Source organism: Myxococcus xanthus, from assembly GCF_006402735.1.
GTDB classification, from domain to species: domain Bacteria; phylum Myxococcota; class Myxococcia; order Myxococcales; family Myxococcaceae; genus Myxococcus; species Myxococcus xanthus_A.
Genome location: NZ_CP017174.1, coordinates 5,725,783 through 5,750,487 on the forward strand (window position 1 = coordinate 5,725,783; position 24,705 = coordinate 5,750,487).

The window sequence follows — 24,705 nt, forward strand, 5'->3', positions numbered from 1 at the left end:
CGCCGGCCTCCCGGCATCTCACGTCCTCCGCCGCCGCTTCCGAGGTCCGAAGTCGACACCGGGGAGGCATTCTCCCGCCTCCCCAGCGGTTACATGGAGTCCTCGCGGTCTCCTGCAGAACGCGAAACACCACGCCGCTTTGGCCCACCGCACCATTTCCGCTACAACGCCGCCGCCATGTTCAACGTCATCAACGTCTCCAAGGCCTACGGGCCCAAGAAGCTTTTCGAGGACGTCAACGTCACGTTCTCGCCGGGCCGCCGCTACGGCCTGACCGGTCCGAACGGGGCCGGGAAGTCCACGTTCATGAAGATCCTCGCCGGGGACGAGGAAGCGGACATGGGCAACATCGTCCGGCCTCGCAAACTGGGAATCCTGCGCCAGGACCACTTCCGCTACGAGGACAACCGCGTGCTCGACGTGGTGCTCATGGGCAACCGAGCCCTGTGGGCGGCCATGTCCGAGAAGAACGAGCTGCTGGCCAAGTCCGACATCACCGAGGAGGACGGCAACCGGCTGGGCGACCTGGAGGGCGTCATCGCCGAGGAGGACGGCTACTCGGCGGAGAGCGACGCGGCCACCCTGCTGGCGGGCCTTGGCATCGACCAGGCCTTCCACGAAGAGCCCATGAAGCAGCTCACCGGCGGCCTCAAGCTCCGCGTGCTGCTCGCACAGGCGCTGTTCGGCAAGCCGGAAGGCCTGCTCCTCGACGAGCCCACGAACAACCTCGACATCGACTCCATCCGCTGGCTGGAGAGCTTCCTCCACGACTACGAGGGCGTGCTCATCACCATCAGCCACGACCGGCACTTCCTCAACGCCATCTGCACGCACATCGCGGACATCGACTACGAGACCATCATCCACTACCCCGGTGGGTATGACGACATGGTCCGGCAGAAGGCGCAGGTGCGCAGCCGCGTCGAGTCCGAGACGGAGGAGAAGAAGAAGAAGATTGCCCAGCTCCAGGACTTCGTCGCGCGCTTCCACGCCGGTACCCGCGCCTCGCAGGTGCAGAGCCGCATCAAGCAGATCGACAAGCTGAAGTCGGACGACCTCAAGCGCTCCAACATCGCGCGCCCGTTCATCCGCTTCGACCAGAAGGTGGTCAGCGGCAAGCAGACGCTGATGGTTGAAGGCATCCACAAGTCCTTCGAGGGCCAGGAGGTCATCAAGCCCTTCAACACCCTGGTCTGCAAGGGCGAGAAGGTCTGCGTCATCGGTCGCAACGGCGTGGGCAAGTCCACGCTGGTGAAGATGATTGCCGGCCAGTTGGAGCCGGACGGCGGGAAGATTGGCTGGGGCCACCAGGCCTCCGTGGGCTACCTGCCGCAGGACCACCATGGCGTCGTGCGCAAGGGCACCACCTGCTTCGGCTGGCTGCGTGACCTGCACGACAAGCTCACCAACGAGGAGATCTCCGGCGTGCTGGGCCGGATGCTCTTCTCTGGTGAGGAGCGGATGAAGAACACCGACACCCTCTCCGGTGGTGAGACGGTGCGGCTGCTCCTGTCCAAGCTGATGATCATGCAGGACAACGTGCTGGTGCTCGACGAGCCCACCAACCACCTGGACCTCGAGTCCATCGCCGCGCTGGCCGAAGGCCTCCAGAAGTACGAGGGCACGGTCATCGTCGTCACGCACGACCAGGAACTCATCTCCGAGGTGGCCACCCGCATCTGGTCGCTCCAGGCAGGCAAGGAGGTGCTCGACTTCAACGGGCCCTACTCGGAGTTCGTGGAGAAGCACTCCGACGTCGCCGCCCGCCGCCGGTAGTCCGACAGACACTGGTGGAAACACGAATCGCCGCCCGGCCCGGGGATGCGCTCCCGGGACGAGGCGGCGATTGCCGTTTCACCCTGCCCTGGCGGGACTACGGGTTCCGGACGCCGAACGAGGAGCCGCCCACGAACCAGTCATCCCGCGTGTCCGAGTCCGTGGCACCGATGCGCTGCACGGAAGAGGACCGGCCCTGGGTGACGAAGGCCTGAGACCAATCCACGGAGACCTCCCATGCAGTCGGGAAGCTCGCATACGTGCACAGCGCGCCGTTGCAGTTCGCCGGCAGCCACAGGGACTCGTCTTGGAGCGCCTGGAGCAGCGCGGGATAGCCCGCGAAGGAATTGCTCGGAACGACGACAGCCAGCGCATCCTGGGTGACGTCGAATCCGTCCTGGATGCGCAAGGTCCGGTTGCCGGTCCCCACGCCGAGCGTGGTGCCATGGAAATCCCAGGCGGTGTCATAGTTCCAGAAGAAGGAGGAGGCGGGGTACTGCGTCTTGCTCAGCGTCTCCGAGCCCGGGGCATCCGCGCCCGGTGTAACGCGGTCCGGGTTGAGGTGGATGACGATGATGTCCCCCGACGCGACCTGCACGTCCGGCAGCGTCGCCAGGGTGGCGTTTCCATCCAGGAGCGTGGCCCCCATGACGGAGCCGCTCGTCAGGACAACCAACTCCACCAGGTCCCGGTTCTGCTGAACATTGGGCGCCACCTCGGACAGACGCAGCCGGGCCGGCACCTGGTAGCCCGTGAAGCTGGTCGAAGCGGCCGTGCTGTCGACGGAGACGCCGCGCCGGTCCCGCACGCTGCTCGCCACCGTCACCGTGTACCGCTGCCGCGGCGTCTGGCTGGCGGTGCTGAGCCAGACCTCGCCGGTACTCAGCACGACCGCATCCATGACGCTCAGTCCAGGGATGGAGAACTGGCTGCCGTTGCGCTGGACAGAGAGCGGGTCGATGGCGCGGGTGAATCGCAGGATGACCGAATCGTGGTGCATCGCCTGCGCCCCCGTCACCCGAGGCGCCGGGCAGGAGTGGACGGTGGCCTGGCTCTCCGTCCACACGGAGGGCTGGATGGTATGAGTCGTCTGTGTCCCGCTCATGAAGACCCAGAGCGGAGACACCACCGTCAGTGAGCACCCCTGCGAGAGCGCCAAGGTGTCGTGGAACGGCTCCGCGACGCGCAGCCGCAGGGCCGCCGCGCCTGGAGAACCTTCGGGAACGCCCGCCGTCGTGAATGGCGCCTGGACATGGCCGAGCCCGGCATTGGAGAAGCCCGGGTTGCCAATGGTGCCGGTGATGGAGATGTACTCGGACTCGTAGGCGGGCGGCGTGCCCGTGGTGACATCCACGCCGCTCACGTCCTGGACCAGGTCCGACAGCGAGTGGCCCGTGCTGAGCACGGCGTACGCGGAGATGCGGGCGCGCGTCTGGCCATTCACAAGGCTCTTCTCGGAGACGGTGACACGCACCCGGGCGCCCGCTTGCGGCGCGGGAGAGAGCGTGAGCGGGTCCACCTCGACGAAGAGCGCGGGCCCGGCCTGCTCGGCCTGGAGGAAGAAGCCCGCCGCGTCATTCACCACGTTGCCCACGGCCGGCTTGACATAGGTGATGCGAGCACCGCTGATGACCAGGTTCACCGTGCCGGTCGCGGCATTGCGAACCGCCTGGATCTGCTCCGAGGCGAGCCGGTCCAGGGAGGGCAGCACATAGACGGCCTGCTTCGCCAGCTCCACGTTGCCCGCGTGGTCCACCGAGGCGAAGCGCAGCGTCGTGCTGGCGGAAATGGAGATAGGTCCCGCGTACACCGGCGAGCCCGCCTCCGGCGCCGAGCCGTCCAGCGTGTAACGCGTCTCGCGGCACCCCGAGCCGTTGTCACTGCACGACAGCGTCACGGTGACGGCATCCGTGTACGAGCCGCCCCCGGGCGAGACCGTCGTCACCGGGGCCACCGTGTCCAGTGTGTACTGTTCGGACTTCGCCGGCTCGGCGTTGCCCGCCAGGTCCACGGAGAAGAAGCGCAGCGTGGCGCTGGTAGAGATGGAGATGGCCGCCGAATAGCGGAGGCTGGAAGTCGTGGGCGCACTGCCATCCAGCGTGTAGTACGTGGCCGCGCAGCCACTGCCGTCGGCGTTGTCCGTGCAGGCCAGCACCACCGACTGCGTGCTCCGGTAGGTGCCGCCCGCGGGCGTCGCCGTCGTCACCGGGGCCACCGTGTCCAGCGCATACTGTTCGGACTTCGCCGGCTCGGCGTTGCCCGCCAGGTCCACGGAGAAGAAGCGCAGCGTGGCGCTGGTGGAGATGGAGATGGCTGCCGAATAGCGGAGGCTGGAAGTCGTGGGCGCACTGCCATCCAGCGTGTAGTACGTGGCCGCGCAGCCACTGCCGTCGGCGTTGTCCGTGCAGGCCAGCACCACCGACTGTGTGCTCCGGTAGGTGCCGCCCGCGGGCGTCGCCGTCGTCACCGGGGCCACCGTGTCCAGCGCATACTGTTCGGACTTCGCCGGCTCGACGTTGCCCGCCAGGTCCACGGAGAAGAAGCGCAGCGTGGCGCTGGTGGAGATGGAGATGGCCGCCGAATAGCGGAGACTGGAAGTCGTGGGCGCACTGCCATCCAGCGTGTAGTACGTGGCCGCGCAGCCACTGCCGTCGGCGTTGTCCGTGCAGGCCAGCACCACCGACTGTGTGCTCCGGTAGGTGCCGCCCGCGGGCGTCGCCGTCGTCACCGGGGCCACCGTGTCCAGCGCATACTGTTCGGACTTCGCCGGCTCGACGTTGCCCGCCAGGTCCACGGAGAAGAAGCGCAGCGTGGCGCTGGTGGAGATGGAGATGGCCGCCGAATAGCGGAGGCTGAAAGTCGTGGGCGCACTGCCATCCAGCGTGTAGTACGTGGCCGCGCAGCCACTGCCGTCGGCGTTGTCCGTGCAGGCCAGCACCACCGACTGCGTGCTCCGGTAGGTGCCGCCCGCGGGCGTCGCCGTCGTCACCGGGGCCACCGTGTCCAGCGCATACTGTTCGGACTTCGCCGGCTCGACGTTGCCCGCCAGGTCCACGGAGAAGAAGCGCAGCGTGGCGCTGGTGGAGATGGAGATGGCCGCCGAATAGCGGAGGCTGAAAGTCGTGGGCGCACTGCCATCCAGCGTGTAGTACGTGGCCGCGCAGCCACTGCCGTCGGCGTTGTCCGTGCAGGCCAGCACCACCGACTGCGTGCTCCGGTAGGTGCCGCCCGCGGGCGTCGCCGTCGTCGTGGGCGGGGTACGGTCCTCCGCTGAAGCCTCCCGCGTGTAGAGCTCCGACACCACGTCGGAGACATTGCCCGCCCAGTCCACCGCGATGAAGCGCACGCGGGTGGTGGCCGTCAGCACCAACGGCCCCTGGTAGACGGACGAGTCCAGGGAGGGAATGGCGCCATTGGTGGTGTAGTGGATCGCCGCGCAGCCGCTGCCCTCACCGTCGTCACACGTCAGCGTCACCACGCGCGTCCCGGTGAACGTGCCACCCCGTGGCGTCGCGGCCACCTGGGGCGCCTCCGTGTCCACGACGTAACGCGCCTGCCGCACCGCCTCGACGTTGCCCACCCGGTCCACGGAGAAGAAGCGCAGCGTGGTGGACGTGGCGATGGACAGGGGCGCCGTGTAGCGCGGCGAGGCCTGCGTGGGAACGCTGCCATCCAGCGTGTAGTGCGTGGCCGCGCAGCCGCTGCCCGCGCCGTCGTCACACGTCAGCGCCACGCTCCGGGGGCTGCTGAACGAGCCGCTCGCGGGGTTGACCACCGTGCTGGGCGGCTCCGTGTCCGCCGAACCCACCAGGGTAAATGTCGCCGTCCCCGGCGCCTCCGCGTTGCCCGCCGCGTCCATGGAGTAGAAGCGCACCGTGGTGGTGCTCCCCAGCGTGAAGGGCTCGCGATACTGCGTGGAGCCGGTGCCGGGCGTGGAGCCATCCAGCGTGTAGTACGTGGCCGCGCAGCCACTGCCGCCGCCGTCGTCACAGGCGAGCGTCACCACCACGGAGGTGGTGAAGTCGCCTCCCGCGGGCGTGGCGCGCGTCGCGGGCGGCGTGAGGTCGGTGGGAGGTGGAGGCTTCGATTCGCCGCCGCCACAGGCAAGGACGAGTTGAGCCGTGAGAAGCACCGCGCCGCAGCGCAGTGGCCAGAAGGGGGTCTGAGACATCGGAACTCCAGGGCGCACGTCGAGCGCGCGCCGGGGCAATCAGGGTGCGGGGGGAATGTCCGAGGGGGACTGCCAGTGGACGACGGCAGCCACTGTCGTCCAGCCAACAAGGCGCGCACGCTCGCACTGGGGGTAGGCGCTCCGCAAGCCCGCTGCGACGACAACCCTTCACACCGGAATTGCGCCGCGAGTCAAAAGCCACCCGTCGTCACGCACGAACGCCCCGGCTTCACTGGGAAAAGAAAGACGCTCTACCGGGGGGCCGACTTGCGCAGCAGGAACAACCCCAGGCCCATGCCCACGGTCCACTTGAAGGCCGCCGCGAGCGGCGTGTCGCGCAGCCTGGGCGGAGCAGACGGTGGGTCATCCAGGGGCCGGCCCGTCACCGGGTCCACCACGGGCTGGAAGCCCGGAGCGCCCGGAAGCGACGCGCCTCCCGCCTCCAGCTCCGTCTTGGTGGCGGCCAGCGCCTTGCCCTGCTCCGGGACCTTCTGGCCCGGCGCCTTTCCGTCTGGGGAGCGGTGCTCGAGGATGGCGTTGATTTCCGCGCCCAGCAGGATGACCTGCGCGGAGATCCACATCCACAGCAGCATGACGATGACACCGCCGATGGCGCCGTAGTTGACGTCGTACCTGCCGAAGTTGGCCACATACTGGGAGAAGCCCCACGACGCGAACACCCAGATAAGTACGCCCACCACCGAGCCCGGGGTGATGAAACGGAACTTCTGATTCACGTCCGGCAGCACGTAGTACAGCACCGCCCACAGGAACATCATCATCAGGCCCGCTACCGGGAGCCGCAGCCACATGAGCACGGTGCCCAACCCTCCGGGAAGCTTGCCAGCGATGACGGGCGTGACGATGACCGCGAACGCCGCAAGGATGGCCACCGCCGCGCCGCCCAGCGTCACCAGCAACGCGATGCCGCGCAGCCTCCAGATGGGACGCGACTCCGTCACGCCGTAGACCTTGTTGAGCGCCGTCATCAGCGCCACCACGCCCGCGGAGGCCGCCCAGACGGCACCGACACCGCCCACCGTCAGCAGCCCCACCGGCCGGCTGTTCGCCAGCGCCTCGATGCGCTCGCTCAGGATGGACGTCACTTCCCGGGGCGCCACCCGCGCCAGTTCCTGGATGAGCACCTGGGCCTGGGCGGGCTCGATGAGGAGGCCCGCCAGCGACACCAGGAACAGCAGGAATGGGAACAGTGCCAGAATCATCCGGAAGGTGAGCGCGCCAGCGACGTCCCCCACCTCGTCGCGCGTCCACTCGTCCTTCAGCGCCAGAAAGAACTTCTTCCAGCTCATTCCCTTGCCAGGGAGAACCATTCCGCCTCCTCGGAGGTGTTGCGACCGGGGGAACGATGCGCATTCCCCACACCCCAGGCGACCTCCAGCCCCCAGCTTCCCTGCATGCGGCCGGAGGACAGGCGAGCAGGAAGGCCCTGGAAGGCGCCTTCCCAGAAATCCCTCCGTTCTCGGGGCTCCCCCCTAGGCAGGAGAGCGTTCATTGGCGTACACCTTGGACGGGGGCCGCCGGTCGGTTCCGCCGCGGCCCCCTCCCCCGAGGACGCCATGTTCGTCTCCTGTCTCCTGAGTGTCAGCCTGGCGCTGAGCGCCGGCGCCGCACCCGGAATGCCCCCGGGCACCCAGGCACCCACCCCTTCGCACACGCTGTGGCTCGTCCAGGCCCTGTACCCAGGACAGGACGCGTTGCTGCAACGCACCGAGGAAGGGATTGCCGCGCTGATACCGCAGGACGTGCAGGCGGAGCAGCTCATCGGCCGGGGCGCCCTGGCAATGCACCTGAAGGGCCAGGGCGGCGACCTGCGCTGCGTGTCCGGCGAGGCGCGCTGCCGGGAGCCGCTGGAGGCGTACCTGGAATCACTGGGCCTGGAGCGCGTGGTGCTGGTGCAGGTGGGCCAGGACGACGCCGGCTACCGCTTCCGCGCCGTCAGCGTCCGGCCCGGCACGGGCGCCCGGGGCCAGGCGGAGACGGCGAACCCGGCGTTCGAGAAGGCCCTGGCCGGCGTGCTGGTGAAGTTCCTGTCACTCAACGCCACGGTGGTGGCGGAGACGACGCCCGCGGGGGCCACCGTCTTCATCGACGGCGTGAAGGTGGGCTCCACGCCCTTCACCACGGAGGTACTGCCGGGTGAGCACACCTTCCGCTTCGAGCTGGCTTCGCACCTTCCGAAGGAAGAGACGCGCGTGATGAGCTCGCGCCAGCAGGTGAAGCTGGACGCCGCGCTGGAGAAGGTGCCCGCGCGGCTGGTGGTGAAGGCGCAGCCGGAGGGCGCGGAGATTCGCGTGGACGGCCAGCCGGTGGGGACCACCGCGGTGGACCAGGGCATCCAGCCCGGCACGCGCATGGTGTCGCTGACGCTGGACGGCTACGAGCCCCACGAGGTGAAGGCGGAGATCGCGCCCGGCGGGACATACACGCTGGAGCACGCGCTGACGCCCACCTCCATGCAGTCCTTCAAGCTGGCCATGCGCCGCCGCAAGGAAGCCACCATGGCGCGGCAGAGCTACCTGGAGGCCTCGTTCGAGATGCAGCGCCTCACGGGCACGTCGCTGGCGTCCCAGCCGCTGAGCACCTCGGAGGAGTTGGAGAGCCTGCGCACCCGGGACGTGCGCGCGCCGGGCTCGCGCAACCTGCGCGGCGTGGGCGTCGAGTACGGCCGATACGGGCAGTTCTTCGGCGTCATGCTGGTGGGCGCCACCTACGCCTCCACTGGCGACACATGGACGCTGGGCATCGACGTACCGCCTGGCGTGGGCGGCGTAGGGCCGGACGGCGTGTCGTCGCTGGACACGCAGGTGCAGGCAGTGTCGCTGCGCGCGCTCCAGCCGCAGCTGCGCTACGTGCTCGGGCCCGTGTCCTTCGCCATCCAGGTGGGACTGGAGGGTCGAGGACTGCTGGTGAAGGAACGCGCGGGTGACGCGGCCATCTTCAAGGACGGCCTCTACGCGCTGGACCTGCACGCGTCCGGACAGGCCACCGCGCGCATCTTCGTGTACGAGGGCCTGTACGCCTCCGTCGCGTACCAGCACAGCTTCACGCTGCTGAAGAAGATTGCCGGAACGAGCAACATTCGCGGAGGGCTGGGCTATGCGTTCTGACCTGCGGCGCCTGACGTGGGCTTGTGTGCTGCTGACGTGTGGCCTGTCCCTGGCCGAGCCCCTGGTGGGGCCCTCCGTCGGCCGTGGCGATGCGCTGCTGGCCGAGGGCACCCGCCTCTACAACAAGCGCAAGCACAAGGACGCGGCGGAGGTTTTGCTCCAGGCCACGCGCGCCAATCCGTCCCTGCTGCCCACCTACCTGGGCCTGGCCCGCGCGCGCATGGGGGCGAAGGACGTCCCCGGTGCCTGCGCCGCCTACCGAGCCTACGTGCGCAGCGCGCCGGACATCCAGGACCGCACCAAGGCTCAGCGCGAACTGGCCCTGTGCGAGCGCAAGCTGAAGGCCGCGCGCCGCAAGAAGCGCAACAAGGTGCCGCCCGACATGACGGCCCGGCACGTGGAGCTGAAGGCCGGCTTCTTCGCCGCGCTGGAGGAAGGCCGGCTGGTGGGCCCCGGCGCGGCGGGCGAGACGCTGCGCACGCTGGTGTCCGAGGGCTACCTGGGCACGGACCTGGGAGACATGGCCGCGCGGCTGAGCGCGGCCTCCAAGGCCACCACCGACGACCTGCACCAGCGGGCCCTGGCCGGTGAAGCGCTCCCCACGGCGCGCCTGCGAGCGTCCGGCGCGCTCTTCGACCTGGCTCGCGACACGGGGGAGCCGTCCGCCACGGCCGCTGCCCAGGCGCCTTTCCTGGAAGGGCTCGCGGCGCTCCAGAGTGGAGACTCCGCCGGGGCGCAGCGACTGTTCGCGAAGGCCGCATCAGCGGCGCCCGAGCGCGCCGAGTACCGCGTGTGGCGCGCCGCCGCGCTCCAGCGCGCCGGAGATTTGGACGGCGCGCTGACGGTGCTGGAGACGGACCTGCCGCAAGATGCGCGCACGGACGTGCTCCGCGCCGCCTCCGCCCAGCGGAAGTCCCCCGAGGCGGGAGCTCGCGAGTTGGAGCGCATCCTCTTCCAGCGTTACGCCCCGGCCACGCGCTGACCGCGGTCCCCTCCCCTCCGGCCCTGCAAGGACACCATGTCGCTCTTCATCTGCCAGCGGTGCGAGGTCCAGCATGAGAAGTGGGACGGCGCCTGTCCGGCCTGTGGTGGCACCGAGCTGCTGACGGTGGCGCCGGCCGTGGACCGGATGCTCGGCCGTGTCGTGGCGGGCCGCTTCCGCATCCTCCGGCGGCTGGGCCAGGGCGGCATGGGTTCGGTGTACCTGGCCGAACAGGTGGGCATCGGCCAGCAGGTGGCGATGAAGTTCCTCAACAGTGGCCTGTCCATGGACCCGGACGTGGCCCGCCGCTTCCTCAACGAAGCCAAGAGCTACGCGCGGGTGGCCCACCCCAACGCGGTGACGCTGCACGACTTCGGGCAGGACGAGGAAGGCAGCCTCTACATCTCCATGGAGTACGTGGAGGGGGATGACCTCAAGAGCCTGCTCGCCACGTGCGGCCGGCTCGCGCTCGACGAAGCCGTGGACATCGTCCTCCAGGTGGCGGACGTGCTCGCCTATGCCCACGCGCGACAGGTCATCCACCGCGACCTCAAGCCGGAGAACATCATGGTCCGGCAGGGCATGCGCGGCTGGCACGTGAAGGTGCTGGACTTCGGCATCGCCCGAATCACCGACGGCGCGACACGGCTCACCATCCAGGGCTCGGTGGCCGGCACGCCGCGCTACATGTCCCCCGAGCAGGCCATGGGCCTGGACGTGGACGCCCGCGCGGACGTGTACGCGGTGGGCATCGTCCTCTTCGAGCTGCTCACCGGTCAGCAGCCCTTCGACGGCAACAGCGTCTCCGAAATCATGCAGAAGCAGGTCCACCAGCCCATGCCACGACTGGCGCAGGTGGTGGCGGACTTCCAGCACCCGGCCGTCGACGCCGTCATCCAGAAGGCCACCGCGAAGAACCGCGCGGAGCGCTACGCCACCATGGAGGCCTTCGCGTCGGACCTGGTCAACGCGCTGCCCACCCTCACCAGCCGCCGCGCCGTCAGCGGCGTCAACCCCGCCATCACCGGCGGCGGCCTCGAACCGGCGCGGCCGGCCACGCTCCTCTTTGGCACGGAGGGCTCCGAGGCCACCCTGGTGCGCGCCGCCCCGGCGGAGGCCGCGCCGGTGACGGGCACCGCGCCCATTCCGCTGACCCAGCCCGCCGCGCCCTCCGGGCTCCGGGTGGGGCCGGAGGGCTTCAACAAGACGGCGCACGCGGCCTCCCCCTACGCGGCGCCGAAGCGATCGAAGTCCAGCGCGGTGGTGGGGCTGGGCATCGCGGGCGTCCTGCTCCTAGGCGGTGTGGGCCTCGTGGCCCTCCGGGGCGGGAGCGGCGACGACGTCAAGGTGGGAACCCTGGTTCCAGTCGGTTCCCCGGCGCAACCGGCGCCCCCTGTGGCGCCACCCGCCAAAGAGGCCGGAGCGTCACCTCACGCCACCACCGGGACGGTGGAGACGGCGCCTGACGATGTCGCGACCCGGCAACTCAAGGTGCTCGCGGCGGGACAGGCCATCGACATCGGCAATGACTTCAACGAAGGCCGGCTGGACAGCGCGATGAAACGGCTGGCCCAGGCACGGAGCCTGGGATTGGAGGCCGTCGAACCCGAGCTGGCGGCACTCGCGGGCAAGGTGGAGGACGCCTCGAAGCGCATGGCCCGCGCCCGCGCCCTGGAGAACGACGGCAACTGCGAGACGGCCATCACCCTCTATCGCGCCCTGAAGCGCGACCATCCGCAGCTCGTGGAGGCCCAGCGAGGCATCCGGCGCTGCCAGGACATGCTGCCTCCAGAGGTGTCCGACTAGGCGGTAAAGCCCCGGCCGGCATGGGCTGGGGCTTAGGCTCCAGGCGCGCGGAGGAAGCCGCTCTCGACGAAGTACTTGAAGTCGGTGCGGAAGAGGGACTCGTCCACCAGCGGGCATTCGATGCCACTGCCCTCCAATCCCGCGCGCGTGTTCTGGTGTTCCACGCGTCCCCAGGATGAAAACAGTTGCAGGGGCCCCGCGCTGCCCGGCTCCTCCCGCGCTCCAATCAGCGGAGCGAGCGCGAAGAGCGCGTTCTCCTTCTCCAACTCCTTGAGCCGCGTCGCGTCGCCTGCCTCCATGCCGCCGAACTTCTGCCGCCACCGGCAGAGCGTCTGCTCGGCGACGCCGTGCTTCCGGGCCACCTCCACCACGCTGGCCCCAGGCGCCTCCGCCTCCCGCAGGATGCGGACCATCTGCTCCTCGGTAAACCTGCTCTTCCTCACGACCGACCTACCTCCTGGCCGCGAGGACTCTCTCACTCTTCAACTGGTCCGAAAATTGGGGAGCAGACCAAACACTGTTCCCCCTCCATCGCGGTCAACCTCTGGTGGTGGGACATCCCATCAGCGGTTCGCGTCGGTCCGGTGGCGGCACGCATTGCCCTTGGGATGAAGCTGCAAGAGGCTTATGCCTCCCTGCACCGCAGCCCGCCCCGTGTCTGAGCAGTGATGAGCGAGCCAGGGAACGGAGTGCTGCGCTTCGCCATCATCTGGGGCGGCCAGACGGTGTCGAAGCTCGGCAGCGCCCTGACCAGCTTCGCCCTGGGGCTCTGGGTGTATGGCCTCACCAGCTCGGTCACGGATTTCGCGCTGATCTCCGTGCTGACCATCCTGCCCGGGGTGCTCGTGGCGCCCATCGTGGGGGTGCTGGTGGATCGCTGGGATCTCCGGAACGCGATGCGTCTGGGAGATTGCGGCGCGGGGTTGGTCCCCCTCGGCTATGCCATTCTTCTCTCGTTGGATCAGCTCGCGCCCTGGCACGTCTACGTGGGCACCGCCATCGCGTCGGTGAGCGGTGCGTTCCAGCGGACGTCGTACACCGCCCTGACCCCAGCACTCATCCCCGCGAAGCACCTGGGCCGAGCCAACGGCCTCGTCCAGGCGAGCGATGCCGCCGTGCCCCTGATCGCCCCCCCCTTGGCGGGGTTCCTGATGAGCGCCACCAGTCTGGGCACGGTGGTCTTGATCGACTTCATCAGCTTCCTGGCCGCCATCACCACGTTGTCGCTCATTCGGAGCCTGCTCGCTGGGAGCGGGGCCTCCTCGGATGCGGGCACATCCGCGCTGCAACAAGCCCTCGAAGGGTGGAACTACCTCAAGGAACGCCGGGGTCTGCTCGGCCTGCTCACGTTCTCCGTCATCACCAACTGCTCGCTCTCCGCCATGCAGGTGCTGCTTCCTCCGCTGGTGTTGGACATCGCCAACCCAGCCGTTCTCGCGGGCCTGCTGTCCACGGGGGGCCTGGGGCTCCTGGTGGGGAGCGTCGTGATGACCGCGTGGGGAGGGCCGAAAAACCGCATCCATGGGGTGCTCGGAGTCGGGATTGGCCTGGGGACGGTCGTGGTGCTCGCAGGGCTGTTCCCCACCCTGAGGATGCTCGGCTATTGCACCTTCATGGCCGGATTCTGCATCCCCATCATGGATGCAAGCAGCCAGGCCATCTGGCAGGGACAGGTCCCCGCCGCACTCCGGGGGCGCGTCTTCGCCATGCGCGGGATGATTGCCTGGTCCGTCCAGCCGCTGGCGTACCTTGCGGCGGGTGTCACGGCGGACCACCTGGACGGCGTCTCCTTCTCCATCCCCGCGCTCTTCGGGCCGCTGGAACAACTCGACGCGCGCAGCCGGGGCATCGCGCTGTGCTTCATCGCCGCCGGCCTCTTGACGCTCATCGCGGCGGTGCGGGGCTATAGCGCCCGCCACGTCCGCGAAGTCGAGGAGATGCCGCCAGGCCCCACCTTGACCGGGGCCGTGTCCCCGCCTTCGCGGTAAGGGGCGTCAGTTCCGCGTCAGCGTCAGGTCATCCACCTGAATCCAGGCGTCGCCGTTGTTCGCCCACATCCCCGCGAACACCTCCACGCTGTGCTGGGCGCCGGAGTTGAACGACACCGACAACTGCGTGTAGTTGCCCAGCGGCTGAGCGAAGCGCACCTCGTTGAGGATGGGCCCGCCCCGGAGCAGCCGCGCGCCGAAGTAGCCATCCGCGTGGTTCGTGGACGTCTTCACCCAGCCCGTCAACGTGTACTGGGTGTTCGGCGTCACCGCGACCTCCTGCTTCACGGCATTCCACCCCGTGTCGTTCCGCGCCCATGCGTTGTTGGCGCCCGTGCGCGCATAGCCGAGTCCCCGGTCAATGCCCGCCTTGCCTTCGGTGTACCAGGGCGACGTGGCGTTGTGGGTGGACTGCTGTTCGAAGCCCGCCTGGTGGATGAGATTGCTCCCGCGCGTCAGGCTGACGTCGTCGAGTTGCATCCAGGTATCGCCGTTGTCGGCCCAGAGGCCGCCATACACCTCGATGAGCGCGTTCGGCCCGGAGTTGAAGTGGACCACCCGCTCCGTGTAGGCCCCCAGCGCGCCGAAGGGCACCTCGCCCAGGATGGAGCCATTGCCCGGCCCGCGAGCCCCGAAGTAGCCCGCGGTGTTGTTGGCGGAGCTGCGGACCCAGCCGCGCAGCGTGTAGTCCGTGTAAGGCTGGACGATGACGCTCTGCTTGAGCGCATTCCAACCGCTGCTCGCGTGCACGAAGCCGTTGTCCTGCCCACTGCGCGCGTTGCCGAGCGCCCGGTCCACGCCGCCCGAGCCTTGCAGATACCAGGGCGCCATCACCGGCGTGGCCGCCTGTGTCTCGAAGCCGGGCTCGGAGAGCAGGTTGTCGCTGTGCGCGTCGTGGGCCAGCGTGGCCCGCATGAGGAAGGTGTTGTACGGCGTCCACTGGGACATGACGAAGTACAGCGAGTTTCCGGTGTTGCCCCAGGGGTGGATGAACGCGTTGTAGAGGCCCGGGTACACGGCTCCACTGGCGAGCACCTTCTCTCCGCTCCAGGACCCCGTGGGCGTGGCGGCGTCACGCATCACCACCGCCTGCCGGTGCTCGTTCAGGTACGTCATCAGGAAGCGCCCGAGCGGAGCGTGGTACGAGACGGACAACTCACCCGCGATGCCGATGGCGACGGGCCGCGCCGCCGCCTGTGACACGCTCCAGCCGTTTCCATCCCAGTAGCGGTAGGCGTTGATGTCCAGGAGCGCCGTCTCCGGCACGCGGGCCAGGTGGACGTTCCCGAACCGGCCGTTCGGCGTCGCGTACATGTAGACGAACCCGCCGTTCCTGACGAAGGCCGCCATCTGGAAGTTGTTCGTCCAAGCCGGCGTGTTCTGCCAACGCGCCGTCGGGTGCTTCACCCAGTTCTGCCCCTGGTCATCCGAGTACGCGATGCCCGCGTGGTTCGTGAACCACATGCCCGCCTCCCCCCAGTGGTGGATGGACATGTAGTGGATGTAGTGCCGCGAACCGATGGTGACGCCCGCGGTGGGGATGACGGTGATTTCGTCGAAGTTGACCTTCCGGGACGCGAGGATCTCCTTCGCATGCCGAGGCCCGTCCTGAATCATGGTGGAGAAGGACAAGCCGTCGGCCAGGTTCGTATCGGACGAACGCGCCAGGACGTTGCTGCGCCAGCCGCCCCCACAGCCGCCATTGCCACACCAGCCCGCGCCGAAGGTGTCCCCGAACAGGACGAACACCTCGCCACCGCCCTTGTCCCAGACGATGCCCAGGTCCGTCCCATGGACGTCGTGGTTCGTGTGCGTCTGGTTCGGGTTCGGCAGCAGCTCACCGGCGGGCGTCGCGCCCGTCACCCGGGAGACCTTCGTCACGTTCGACGGCGTTACGGCCGCCGCCGTGGTGCCCCACAGGAGCGCCCACGTGGCGTGCAGCAGGAACGTCCGCTTCCATGTCGTCATGCGCTTCATGGCCACCTCTCTGGTTGTCACGGTGCGACCCGGACGGGAGAGGCGACTCTAGCCGCATAGCGAGACTAACCTTTAAATCAAGACACGACGGACGACCGGAGTGTCAGCCCTGCGCCAGCACGCGGACAAGGACGTCAATCATGGTGGCCCAGCCCTGCTCCGTCCGGCTCGCGTAGTCGGCCCACTTCGCGTCCATCTCGTGGGTGAGCGTCAGCTCACAGCCGGTGTCGCGCGGTGTGATTTCCACCGTCACCCGGCTGAGCTCGTCCTCCTCCTTGTCGATGTGCCAGGTGAAGACGAGCCGGCGCGGCCGGTCAATCTCCAGGTACGTGCCCACATGGTCGATTTCTTCTCCGGCCCGCCGCACGAAGAACGAGAACTTGCCGCCCACGCGCGGGTCGATGGCGAGCCGCAGCACCTCCTCGTCCCGGACCGTCGGCCCGGTCATCCACTGGCCGACCATCTCCGGCTTGAGCCAGGCGTCGAACACCCGCTCAGGCGACGCGTTGAAACGCCGTGTGACGCGAACCTGGACGCTCTGTGCTGAGGACATGGCTTTTCCTTTCAATCCGAGGGTTGGCGCCTTTGATAAACCACATGGTTCAACATACTCCCGGCCGTGGCAATGAACAACCACTTGGTTGACCTTCGTCACGGGTGAGCCCGGGGCGTTTCTGGTAGAGCCTGGGGCATGCCTCAGCGCCCCACCGTGGCGGAAGTGGAATCCATTCTCCGCGCGCCAGTCCGCCAGAACTGGGAGCAGTTCACCAAGACGCTCAAGACGCTGCCAGCGGATGTCGACCCCGACCTTGCGTCACAAGCTGCGTTGAGCCTCATTCACGGGCAGCCCGCGTCCCACTGGTTATTCGGGCGTACCTGCCAGCAGCTCCCTGCCCCTGTCATCCGCGCGCTCCTGGGTCGGCTCGAAGCCGACTCCCGGCCCCACGCCTACTTCCTACGCGAAGCGGTCCCCCAAGAAGCCTCCGACGAAGAGCTCCGAACGACATGGAAGGCAGCACTCCAGGGCTTGCTCGACCTGGAGACGACCTATGCGTGGGGCTCGAAGCAGCGCAAAGCAAAGTTCCAGGCGCTGGCGAACACCCCATCCTTGCTCCAAGCCATCCAGACCGCTGTCGTGGCCTGTGAGCAGGTGTCGGTGGACATGCTGGCCGTGCTGACGGTGGATGCGTCGGACTCCTCGGTCGATGCGCTCATTCCCCATGTGGAGCGGGCCGTGCAGAGCCAGGGCTGGGAGTTGGACCGTCTGGAGGACTTGCGCAAGCACGCGCGCTCCACCCCCGTGATGGACGACATGTTCGCGCGAATGGAGGCCCTGCTCCAGGGACGTCGCGCGCGCTCGCCCGCGCTCGACCTGGCCCGGCACCTGGGCTTCGGTGAACTAGATGCCATCTGGTTCAGAACCTACCTTCTTGCTGGGGACACCCATGCGACGAACCCCCTCGCGCATCAGTGCAACATCAACGTGGATAGCCGCACCCCTCGCTGGTTCAGTGTCTGGCAGACATCCCGAATGGATGGCCTCGACAGAAACGCCTGGAGCGACACCCACTTCGACAACGAAAAGCTGCACAAAGACATCCGGGGACTTGGCGCATGCGAGTTGATGCAACTTCCTGATTGGGTTGCGCGCACGGCCAAGCGCCTCGGCGCAGCGTGGAACATCAGCGACAGCGCGTTGTTTACGAACCTTCGCGGGAAGAAACGCGCAAGACTCGCGGAGTGGCTTCGCTCGGGCACATGAGCCGCCCGGCTCACCCCACCCTGCGGCCCCCGATGTGCGCCCCGGCATTGGGCGACAACCGGCGATAGAGCGGTCCGGCCAGCGACGACATGATGCCCACCGCGATGAACGGCAGCACGAAGCGGTCCGGCGTCAACGGCGCCTCGCCAGCGCCGCGCGCCAGGTGCAGCATCAACCCGCCGAAGCTGATGCCCAGCCCCAGCGCCATCTGCATCGTCACCACGGACAACGTGGACGCGTTGCTCACCGTGTCCGGGGGAATGTCCGCATACGCCACGGTATTGATCGCGGTGAACTGCATCGAGCGCATGAATCCGCTGACCACGAGCACGCCAACGATGAGCGGAATCGGCGTGCTGTTCCGGAAAAAGGCCGGCAGCGCGGTCAGGACGGCGGACGCCAGGTTGGCGAAGATGAGCGTTTGCCGGAAGCCGAACCGCCGGATGATGTAGGGCGCCACCGACTTGCATGCGAGCGCGCCCACGCCGCCGCCGATGGTCACCAGCCCGGCCTCGACGGGCGTCCAGCCCAAGCCGACCTGGAACAGCAGCGGCAGGAGGAAGGGCGTCGCCCCCAGGCCCATGCGCGTCAGGGTTCCGCCAATCATGCTGGCCCGGAAGGTGTCGATGCGCAGCAACCGGAGATTCAATACGGGCCGCTCCACGCGCAGCGCGTGCCACACGTAGGCCCCCAGCGACGAGAACGCGACGGCCGCGAGCCCCAGTTGCAACGGCAGCGGCATCAGCCCGATGCCCACCGTCTCCGCCGCGCCAATCAGCGTGGTGATGGCGACGGCCGCGAGCACGAAACCCCGCGTGTCGAACGGCCCCGGGTCCGGCTGGTGCAGCGGCGGAACGAAGCGCGCCACCGCGAGCATGCCCAGGATGCCCACGGGCACGTTGATGAAGAAAATCCACGGCCAGTCCGCGACGCCCAGGATGAGGCCCGCCAACGGAGGCCCCACCAGCGGGCCCACCAGCGCGGGCATCGTGAACCAGCTCAAGGCGGCCACCAGGCGCTCTCGCGGCGCCGAACTCACCACGATGATGCGCCCCACGGGCGTCATCAACGCGCCGCCCAGCCCCTGGAGGGTGCGGAAGATGACCAACTGGGTCAGCGACTGTGAGAACCCGCAGAGCACCGAGCCCAGCAAGAACACGCTCATCGCGAACATGAAGACGCGACGGGGCCCGAAACGGTCCGCCACCCAGCCGCTCGCGGGCGCGAGCACCGCCAGCGCCAGGATATAGGACGTCAGCGCCAGCTTCAGGTGGATGGGGTCGGTGTCGAACGCCAGCGACAGCCGAGGCAACGCGGTGGACAGAGCGGTGGAGTCCACGAACTCCATGAACAGCGCGCTGGCCACCGCAATCGAGGCCAGTCGCGAGCCCCGGGGAGAATCTCCACCTGCGCCGGTGCTGCTGGGAACCGGATGCTCAGGCACGGTTCAGCCCACGTACTCCGGAAGCAAGGGCGCGTCGCGGAGTCTCGGGGCCTGGGCATCCTTGGGCGACAACAGCGGCTCGCTCACCGGCCAGGGAATCGCCAGGTCCGGGTCATTCCACGCAACGCTCCGCTCCGTCTCCGGCGCGTAGAGCGCGGTGCACTTGTAGTGGAAGTCCGCGGAGTCACTCACCACGCAGAAGCCGTGGGCGAAACCCGGCGGAACCCAGAGCTGACGGCGGTTGTCCGAGGACAGCTCCACCGCCACCCACTGGCCGAAGGTGGGCGAGCCGCGCCGCACGTCCACCGCGACGTCGTACACGGCGCCCGCCAACACCTGCACCAGCTTCCCCTGGGCCTGGGGCTCCTGGAAGTGCAGGCCCCGCAGCGTCCCCTTCGCCGAGCGCGAGTAGTTGTCCTGCACGAAGGGCCCGGGAATGCCCACGGCCGCGTACCGCGCCGCATGGAACATCTCCATGAAGAAGCCGCGGTCATCACCGAAGACCTTGGGCTCCAGCAGCAGCACGTCCGGAATCTCCAGCGGCGTCACCTTCACGAAATGGCTCCCCGGTTCTCCGCGAGCGCCCGCAGGTACTGGCCGTAATCGTTCTTGAGCATGGGCTCGGCCAGCGTCAGCAGTTGCTGCGCGCCGATGTACCCCATGCGGAACGCAATCTCCTCCGGGCACGACACCTTGAGGCCCTGGCGGCGCTCGATGATTTCGATGAAGTTCGACGCCTGCATCAGCGATTCGTGCGTGCCGGTGTCCAGCCACGCATAGCCGCGCCCCATGAGCTCCACGTCGAGCTGGCCGCGTCGCAGGTACTCCGCGTTGACGTCGGTAATCTCCAGTTCGCCCCGCTTGCTCGGCTTGAGGCCCGCGGCGATGTCCAGCACCTGGTTGTCGTAGAAGTACAGCCCGGTGACGGCGTAGTTGGACTTCGGCTTCAGCGGCTTCTCCTCCAGGCTCACCGCGCGGTTCTTCGCGTCCAGCTCCACCACGCCGTAACGCTCCGGGTCCTTCACGTAGTACCCGAACACCGTCGCGCCCGAGGCACGTGACGCCGCGCGCTTCACCAGCTCGCTCAGGCCGTGGCCGTAGAAGATGTTGTCGCCCAGCACCAGCGACACGCTGTCACCGCCCACGAACTCCCGGCCGATAACGAAGGCCTGGGCCAGCCCCTCTGGCCTGGGCTGCTCCGCGTAGCTGAAGCGCATGCCCCACTGCTCGCCGCTGCCCAGCAGCTCATGGAAGCGCGGCAGGTCCTGCGGCGTGGAGATGATCAGCACGTCCCGGATGCCCGCGAGCATCAGCGTGCTCAGCGGGTAGTAGATCATCGGCTTGTCGTGCACGGGCAGCAGCTGCTTGCTGACCACGCGCGTCAGTGGGTACAGCCGCGTCCCGGAGCCACCGGCGAGGATGATGCCTTTCATGTCCACCTCGGCACGTCAGTGTCCCCGAGCCGCGAGCCAGGTCGCGTGGAAGCGCGACAAGGACTCCGCGAGCGCCAAGGGAGGAACGGAAAGTTCGGCGCGGACCTTGTCGGTGCGCAGACCACTCTTGAGTGGGCGGGGGCTGGCGAGCTTTAGCTCCGCCATGCGGGTGGGGACGATGAGCCTTGCATCGAACCCGAACACCTCGCACAGCGCGAGGCCAAAGCCCACCCTGTCGATGACCGTTCCGCCGCAAGTGTTCCACACTCCACCCAGCCGCCGCGTCCCCAGCTCCACCAGCATGGCGGCCACGTTGTCCGCGAAACTGGGCGACACAATCTGGTCCTCGAAGAGGCGCACCTGCTGCCCCTTCTCCAGCGCCGTCACCAGCCAGGCACCGAAGTTGAGCCGGCCCTCCACCGGAGGCCAGCCATACACCACGGCGGTGCGAGCAACGGCGCAGCCGGGCGCGAGCACGCGCGCGGCCTGCTCCCCCATGTGCTTCGTCACCGAATACACACCGCGAGGATTCGGAATCGCGTCCTCGGAATAGGGCCCGGCCTCGCCGTCGAAGACGTAGTCGGTGGACACATGCACCAGGTGCGCACCGGCCTTGCGCGCACTCCGCGCCACGGCGGCGGCGGCGGTGACATTCCCCGCGTACGCGGCCTCCGGGTCCTTCTCGCAGGCATCCACCTCCGTCACGGAGGCGCAGTGGATGATCACCTCGGGCGCGGCGGTCTCCACCGCGGCGGCGACGTCCGCCTCTCGGGTGAGGTCCACGCTCGCGTAGCCATACTCCCCACCGGTGCGCCGGGCGCCGCGGCCCAGGCCCACCACCTGGTGCCCGCCCTGGTGGAGCAAGGAACACACGCGGCTGCCCACCAACCCGTTGGACCCCGTGACGAGGAAGCGCATGGCTCAGGCCCTCCCCTGCAGGCGCGTGCGGTACTGCGTTTCGAAGTACTGGCGATAGGCGCCGCTGGTGACGCGCTGCCACCACGCCGGGTGGTCCACGAACCAGCGCACCGTCTCCGCCAGGCCCTGCTCGAAGGTGTGCGCGGGCGTCCAGCCCAGCTCCGCGCGAATCTTCGACGGGTCAATGGCGTAGCGCCGGTCGTGCCCCGGCCGGTCCTTCACGTACTGGATGAGGGACTCCGGCTTGCCCACGAGGCCCAGAATCGCCTTCACGATGTCGATGTTCCGCCGCTCCGCCCCACCGCCGATGTTGTAGACCTCGCCGGCCCGGCCCTTCTCCAGCGCCAACAGCAGCGCATGGCAGTGGTCCTCCACGTGGAGCCAGTCGCGCACGTTGCCTCCGTCGCCGTACACCGGCAGCGGCTTGTCGTGCAGGGCGTTCACCACCATCAACGGAATCAACTTCTCCGGGAACTGGTAGCGACCGTAGTTGTTCGAGCAGCGCGTGACGACGACGTCCAGGCTGAACGTGTGGTGATACGCGAGCGCCACCAGGTCGGAGCTCGTCTTGCTGGCCGAGTACGGGCTGGAGGGCTGCAATGGCGAGGACTCGGTGAAGGCGCCAGTGGGGCCCAGCGAGCCGTAGACCTCGTCGGTGGACACCATGAGGAAGCGCTTCACGCCGCGGGCGCGGCTGGCCTCCAGGAGCTGCTGGGTGCCCAGCACGTTGGTGGTGACGAACACCTCCGGCCCGAGGATGGAGCGGTCGACGTGGCTCTCCGCCGCCAGGTGCATCACCGCGTCGATGGCGTGCACGGACATCAGGTGCTCCACCAACTCGCGGTTGCCGATGTCCCCCCGGATGAAGACGTGCTGGGGGTCGCCCTCCAGCTCGGACAGGTTCTCGAGGTTGCCGGCGTACGTGAGCTTGTCGAGGTTGACCACCGTCCAGGCAGGCCGCTCACGGCGCAGGTACTTCACGAGGTTGGACCCGATGAAGCCACAGCCTCCTGTCACCAGTACGTTCATTGTCCCGTGGACCTCATGCGCTCGAAGCGAGCGCCTGCGTATCGAAGGGGTCCACGACCGTCAAGGCGCGAGGAGGCCAGGCTTGTGGGCGGCCCTGCACGGCGGTAAGGGAGCCGGTCGTGAGCACACCGCGCCCCCCTCCCCGCCGGACCGGGCTTCCCGCCATCCACCAGGTGCTCCCCCGGCTCGCCTGGGGCGACGCCGTGGGCAATCAGGTGCGATATCTCCAGGGCCTGCTGCGCCGCTGGGGCCATGCCTCCGAAATCTACGCCGAGGCCTGGGACGACGCCTGCAAGGACCAGGTCCGCCCGGTGCGTGATTACGAGCGGGAAGCGGACCACAACGCAGTCCTGCTGGTGCATCACAGCTTCGAATCGCGGCTGGTGCCCCGCATCGCGAAGAGCCCTGGCCGCAAGGTGCTTGTCTACCACAACGTGACACCCGCGCGGCTGTTCGAGGGCTTCGAGCGCAAGGTGGCCGCCGCGTGTGACGCCGCGCGGGATGAGCTGCTGGCGCTGCGCCCCCACGTCGAAGCGGCCTTCGCCTACTCGCGCTTCAGCGCCGAGGAGCTGGTGGCCGCGGGCTACCCGAACGTCGCGGTGCTGCCCTTCGCCATCGACTGGGCGGCGTTCGACACGCCGCCGGACCCGGCGCTCCAGGCCGAGCTGGACGACGGAATGTCCAACATCCTCTTCGTGGGCCGCGCGGTGCCCAGCAAGAAGGTGGATGACGTGCTGCGCGTCTTCACCGCGTACCAGCGGCTCTACCAGCCCCGCAGCCGGCTCGTCGTCGCGGGCTACCTGCATCGGGATGGGGCCTATGGCGCCTATCTGCATGGGCTGAAGGACGTGCTGGGCGCCGAGCAGGTCCGCTTCCTGGGACGCGTCAGCGCCGCGCAGCTCTCCGCCTGCTTCGCCACCGCGTCCGCGTACCTCTCCATGAGCCGCCACGAGGGCTTCGGTGTGCCACTGCTGGAAGCCATGTACCGGGGTGTGCCCGTGGTGGCCTACGGCGCCGCCGCCGTGCCGGAGACGATGGGCGGCGCGGGGCTCGCCACGCGCTCGGACGAGCCACGCGAGGTCGCGAAGCTGCTCGCCGTGCTGGACCGCAATGCCGGGCTGCGCGCGCAGGCGATTGCCGCGCAGCGTGAACGCATCGCCGAGCTGTCGCAGGAGGCCGTGGCCGAACAGGTCCGCGTGGCCTTCGAAGGCATCTGCTCCGGTACGGCGCCGCAGCGCCCGGTAGCCACGACGACGGCAGCCACCGTGGAACTCGTCTGCCCAGGCTTCACCGTACGGCCCGAGGAGCCAGCCTCACGTCTGGCCCGCCGACTGGCCGAGCGCCTGCCAGGTGCCCGGGTGCTTGCCCTGCGCCCGTGGGGTGAAGAGGCATCCCTGACGCCGGAGCCCATCAGCGACGACGGTGTCGCGGTGACGCACTTCACGCCGGACCAACCGGTGGACTCAAACCCCAGGACGGCCCTACCGGGGTCCTCCGCGCTGGAGACGGCGGTGCGGGCTTCGAGCGGGCCCGTGGTGCTGCTGAGCGCGGACACGGTGTCAGCGCAAACCCTGATGCCCCATGTCTCGGCGAAGGCCTTGGGCATCTGTGCACCTTCCAGCCAGCCGGCCCTGCTCGCATCCGCCCGGGAGCACCTGGGTGACAGGTTGGTGGTGGAGGAGCCGGCTCACCTCGAGACGGCGCTGCAGACACTGCTCACGACGCTGGCTTCAACGGGAGTCCTCCCACGTGCGACCTGAAGACCTCATCACGCGCAGCCCCACGGCCGAAGCAGTGGTGCGCGAAACGCAGCAACTGCCCACGCCCTCCAATGAAGCCCAGGATGCGCTTCGCCAGACGCTGGAGGCGGCGGCTCGTCCACCCACGCCCACGCCCTGGCCCGCGCTGCTCCAGGAAGCACGTGGGAAGATGGACAGCCGCTACGCGGAACCGGCGACCTCCCACCGGGGAGTCATCACGGGCACCGCGCTCGTCCTGGCCAAGCGCGCCTTCCGACTCGCCTTCCAGCCCTTCATCAACGAAGTGCTGCGCAAGCAGGTGGAGTTCAACGAGTCCATCCTCGACGCGCTGGCCACCGTGCACGACGTGCAGCGCGAACAGGCGCGTGCCCAGGCCGCATGGCGCAAGGAGTTGGAGCGCAGGCTGGCGAAGCTCGAAGCCACGGGCACCCGCACCGAAGCCGTCACGACCGAGCAGCAGGCGCCCACGCCTGCCGCGTCCTCCAAGCGGACACGCAAGCGAGGCCGATGACGGCCAGGGCGCGGGACCTC

General features: G+C 68.5%; 17 protein-coding genes and 1 pseudogene. 8 read left to right on the plus strand and 10 right to left on the minus strand.

Annotated features, from left to right (window positions below; translation table 11 throughout):
* Positions 1-177: 177 nt before the first annotated feature.
* Positions 178-1,776, plus strand: a complete 1,599-nt coding sequence (locus BHS09_RS23180) for an ABC-F family ATP-binding cassette domain-containing protein (protein WP_140793320.1) — start codon at positions 178-180, stop codon at positions 1,774-1,776.
* 97 nt (positions 1,777-1,873) lie between these two features.
* Here BHS09_RS23180 and BHS09_RS23185 read toward each other — a convergent pair whose 3' ends face one another.
* Positions 1,874-5,947: a chitobiase/beta-hexosaminidase C-terminal domain-containing protein gene (locus tag BHS09_RS23185; protein ID WP_140799039.1), complete on the minus strand. Its 4,074-nt coding sequence runs from the start codon at positions 5,945-5,947 to the stop codon at positions 1,874-1,876.
* Positions 5,948-6,198: 251 nt separating this feature from the next.
* Positions 6,199-7,278, minus strand: coding sequence for a YihY/virulence factor BrkB family protein (locus BHS09_RS23190; RefSeq protein WP_140793324.1), 1,080 nt, complete (start codon positions 7,276-7,278; stop codon positions 6,199-6,201).
* Positions 7,279-7,524: 246 nt separating this feature from the next.
* Between BHS09_RS23190 and BHS09_RS23195 the strand changes: the two genes are divergently transcribed.
* From BHS09_RS23195 to BHS09_RS23205, 3 genes are read left to right on the plus strand one after another with little or no spacing between them, the layout of a single operon-like run.
* Complete coding sequence (locus tag BHS09_RS23195; RefSeq protein WP_237077363.1) at positions 7,525-9,075, plus strand: PEGA domain-containing protein; 1,551 nt, start codon at positions 7,525-7,527, stop codon at positions 9,073-9,075.
* Positions 9,065-10,057: a tetratricopeptide repeat protein gene (locus BHS09_RS23200; RefSeq protein ID WP_140793328.1), complete on the plus strand. Its 993-nt coding sequence runs from the start codon at positions 9,065-9,067 to the stop codon at positions 10,055-10,057. Before BHS09_RS23195 ends, BHS09_RS23200 begins: the two co-directional genes overlap by 11 nt.
* 36 nt (positions 10,058-10,093) lie before the next feature.
* Positions 10,094-11,863, plus strand: a complete 1,770-nt coding sequence (locus BHS09_RS23205) for a serine/threonine protein kinase (protein WP_140793330.1) — start codon at positions 10,094-10,096, stop codon at positions 11,861-11,863.
* 248 nt (positions 11,864-12,111) lie between these two features.
* Here BHS09_RS23205 and BHS09_RS23210 read toward each other — a convergent pair.
* Positions 12,112-12,306, minus strand: a pseudogene (locus BHS09_RS23210) (transposase); the annotation flags it as partial.
* A gap of 225 nt (positions 12,307-12,531) precedes the next feature.
* Here BHS09_RS23210 and BHS09_RS23220 point away from each other — a divergent pair.
* Complete coding sequence (locus BHS09_RS23220; RefSeq protein WP_140799040.1) at positions 12,532-13,851, plus strand: MFS transporter; 1,320 nt, start codon at positions 12,532-12,534, stop codon at positions 13,849-13,851.
* A gap of 6 nt (positions 13,852-13,857) precedes the next feature.
* Here BHS09_RS23220 and BHS09_RS23225 read toward each other — a convergent pair whose 3' ends face one another.
* Positions 13,858-15,828, minus strand: coding sequence for a DUF4185 domain-containing protein (locus BHS09_RS23225; RefSeq protein WP_140793332.1), 1,971 nt, complete (start codon positions 15,826-15,828; stop codon positions 13,858-13,860).
* A gap of 103 nt (positions 15,829-15,931) precedes the next feature.
* Positions 15,932-16,381: an SRPBCC family protein gene (locus BHS09_RS23230; RefSeq protein WP_140793334.1), complete on the minus strand. Its 450-nt coding sequence runs from the start codon at positions 16,379-16,381 to the stop codon at positions 15,932-15,934.
* 156 nt (positions 16,382-16,537) lie between these two features.
* Between BHS09_RS23230 and BHS09_RS23235 the strand changes: the two genes are divergently transcribed.
* On the plus strand, positions 16,538-17,590 hold the full coding sequence (locus tag BHS09_RS23235; RefSeq protein WP_237077366.1) for a hypothetical protein: 1,053 nt from the start codon (positions 16,538-16,540) through the stop codon (positions 17,588-17,590).
* A gap of 10 nt (positions 17,591-17,600) precedes the next feature.
* Here the strand turns inward: BHS09_RS23235 and BHS09_RS23240 are convergent, their stop codons facing one another.
* Genes BHS09_RS23240 through rfbB form a run of 5 tightly spaced genes read right to left on the minus strand, consistent with a single transcriptional unit; the run spans position 17,601 to position 22,414 of the window.
* Complete coding sequence (locus tag BHS09_RS23240; protein ID WP_140799041.1) at positions 17,601-19,034, minus strand: MFS transporter; 1,434 nt, start codon at positions 19,032-19,034, stop codon at positions 17,601-17,603.
* Between the two features lie 3 nt (positions 19,035-19,037).
* Positions 19,038-19,589, minus strand: coding sequence for a dTDP-4-dehydrorhamnose 3,5-epimerase (gene rfbC / locus BHS09_RS23245; RefSeq protein ID WP_140793340.1), 552 nt, complete (start codon positions 19,587-19,589; stop codon positions 19,038-19,040).
* Positions 19,586-20,467 carry a glucose-1-phosphate thymidylyltransferase RfbA gene (gene rfbA, locus BHS09_RS23250; protein WP_140799043.1) on the minus strand — a complete coding sequence of 294 codons (882 nt, stop codon included), beginning with the start codon at positions 20,465-20,467 and terminating at the stop codon, positions 19,586-19,588. Before rfbA ends, rfbC begins: the two co-directional genes overlap by 4 nt.
* Positions 20,468-20,482: 15 nt before the next feature.
* Positions 20,483-21,385 (minus strand): SDR family oxidoreductase, encoded by a 903-nt coding sequence (locus BHS09_RS23255; protein ID WP_140799044.1) that lies wholly within the window; start codon positions 21,383-21,385, stop codon positions 20,483-20,485.
* 3 nt (positions 21,386-21,388) lie between these two features.
* Positions 21,389-22,414 (minus strand): dTDP-glucose 4,6-dehydratase, encoded by a 1,026-nt coding sequence (gene rfbB / locus BHS09_RS23260; RefSeq protein WP_140799045.1) that lies wholly within the window; start codon positions 22,412-22,414, stop codon positions 21,389-21,391.
* A 119-nt stretch (positions 22,415-22,533) separates the two neighbouring features.
* On the opposite strand from rfbB, the gene BHS09_RS23265 reads away from it, so the two are divergent.
* Both BHS09_RS23265 and BHS09_RS23270 read left to right on the plus strand, forming a co-directional pair.
* Positions 22,534-24,174, plus strand: a complete 1,641-nt coding sequence (locus tag BHS09_RS23265) for a glycosyltransferase (protein ID WP_140799046.1) — start codon at positions 22,534-22,536, stop codon at positions 24,172-24,174.
* Positions 24,164-24,685: a hypothetical protein gene (locus tag BHS09_RS23270; RefSeq protein ID WP_140793349.1), complete on the plus strand. Its 522-nt coding sequence runs from the start codon at positions 24,164-24,166 to the stop codon at positions 24,683-24,685. The genes BHS09_RS23265 and BHS09_RS23270 overlap by 11 nt, the downstream gene beginning before the upstream one ends.
* Positions 24,686-24,705: the final 20 nt, after the last annotated feature.

Excerpts from the sequence above, each read along its gene's own strand:
- BHS09_RS23180 (WP_140793320.1), top strand. The coding sequence starts at position 178 with ATGTTCAACGTCATCAACGTCTCCAAGGCCTACGGGCCCAAGAAGCTT.
- BHS09_RS23185 (WP_140799039.1), bottom strand. The coding sequence starts at position 5,947 with ATGTCTCAGACCCCCTTCTGGCCACTGCGCTGCGGCGCGGTGCTTCTC.
- BHS09_RS23190 (WP_140793324.1), bottom strand. The coding sequence starts at position 7,278 with ATGGTTCTCCCTGGCAAGGGAATGAGCTGGAAGAAGTTCTTTCTGGCG.
- BHS09_RS23195 (WP_237077363.1), top strand. The coding sequence starts at position 7,525 with ATGTTCGTCTCCTGTCTCCTGAGTGTCAGCCTGGCGCTGAGCGCCGGC.
- BHS09_RS23200 (WP_140793328.1), top strand. The coding sequence starts at position 9,065 with ATGCGTTCTGACCTGCGGCGCCTGACGTGGGCTTGTGTGCTGCTGACG.
- BHS09_RS23205 (WP_140793330.1), top strand. The coding sequence starts at position 10,094 with ATGTCGCTCTTCATCTGCCAGCGGTGCGAGGTCCAGCATGAGAAGTGG.
- BHS09_RS23220 (WP_140799040.1), top strand. The coding sequence starts at position 12,532 with ATGAGCGAGCCAGGGAACGGAGTGCTGCGCTTCGCCATCATCTGGGGC.
- BHS09_RS23225 (WP_140793332.1), bottom strand. The coding sequence starts at position 15,828 with ATGAAGCGCATGACGACATGGAAGCGGACGTTCCTGCTGCACGCCACG.
- BHS09_RS23230 (WP_140793334.1), bottom strand. The coding sequence starts at position 16,381 with ATGTCCTCAGCACAGAGCGTCCAGGTTCGCGTCACACGGCGTTTCAAC.
- rfbA (WP_140799043.1), bottom strand. The coding sequence starts at position 20,467 with ATGAAAGGCATCATCCTCGCCGGTGGCTCCGGGACGCGGCTGTACCCA.
- BHS09_RS23255 (WP_140799044.1), bottom strand. The coding sequence starts at position 21,385 with ATGCGCTTCCTCGTCACGGGGTCCAACGGGTTGGTGGGCAGCCGCGTG.
- rfbB (WP_140799045.1), bottom strand. The coding sequence starts at position 22,414 with ATGAACGTACTGGTGACAGGAGGCTGTGGCTTCATCGGGTCCAACCTC.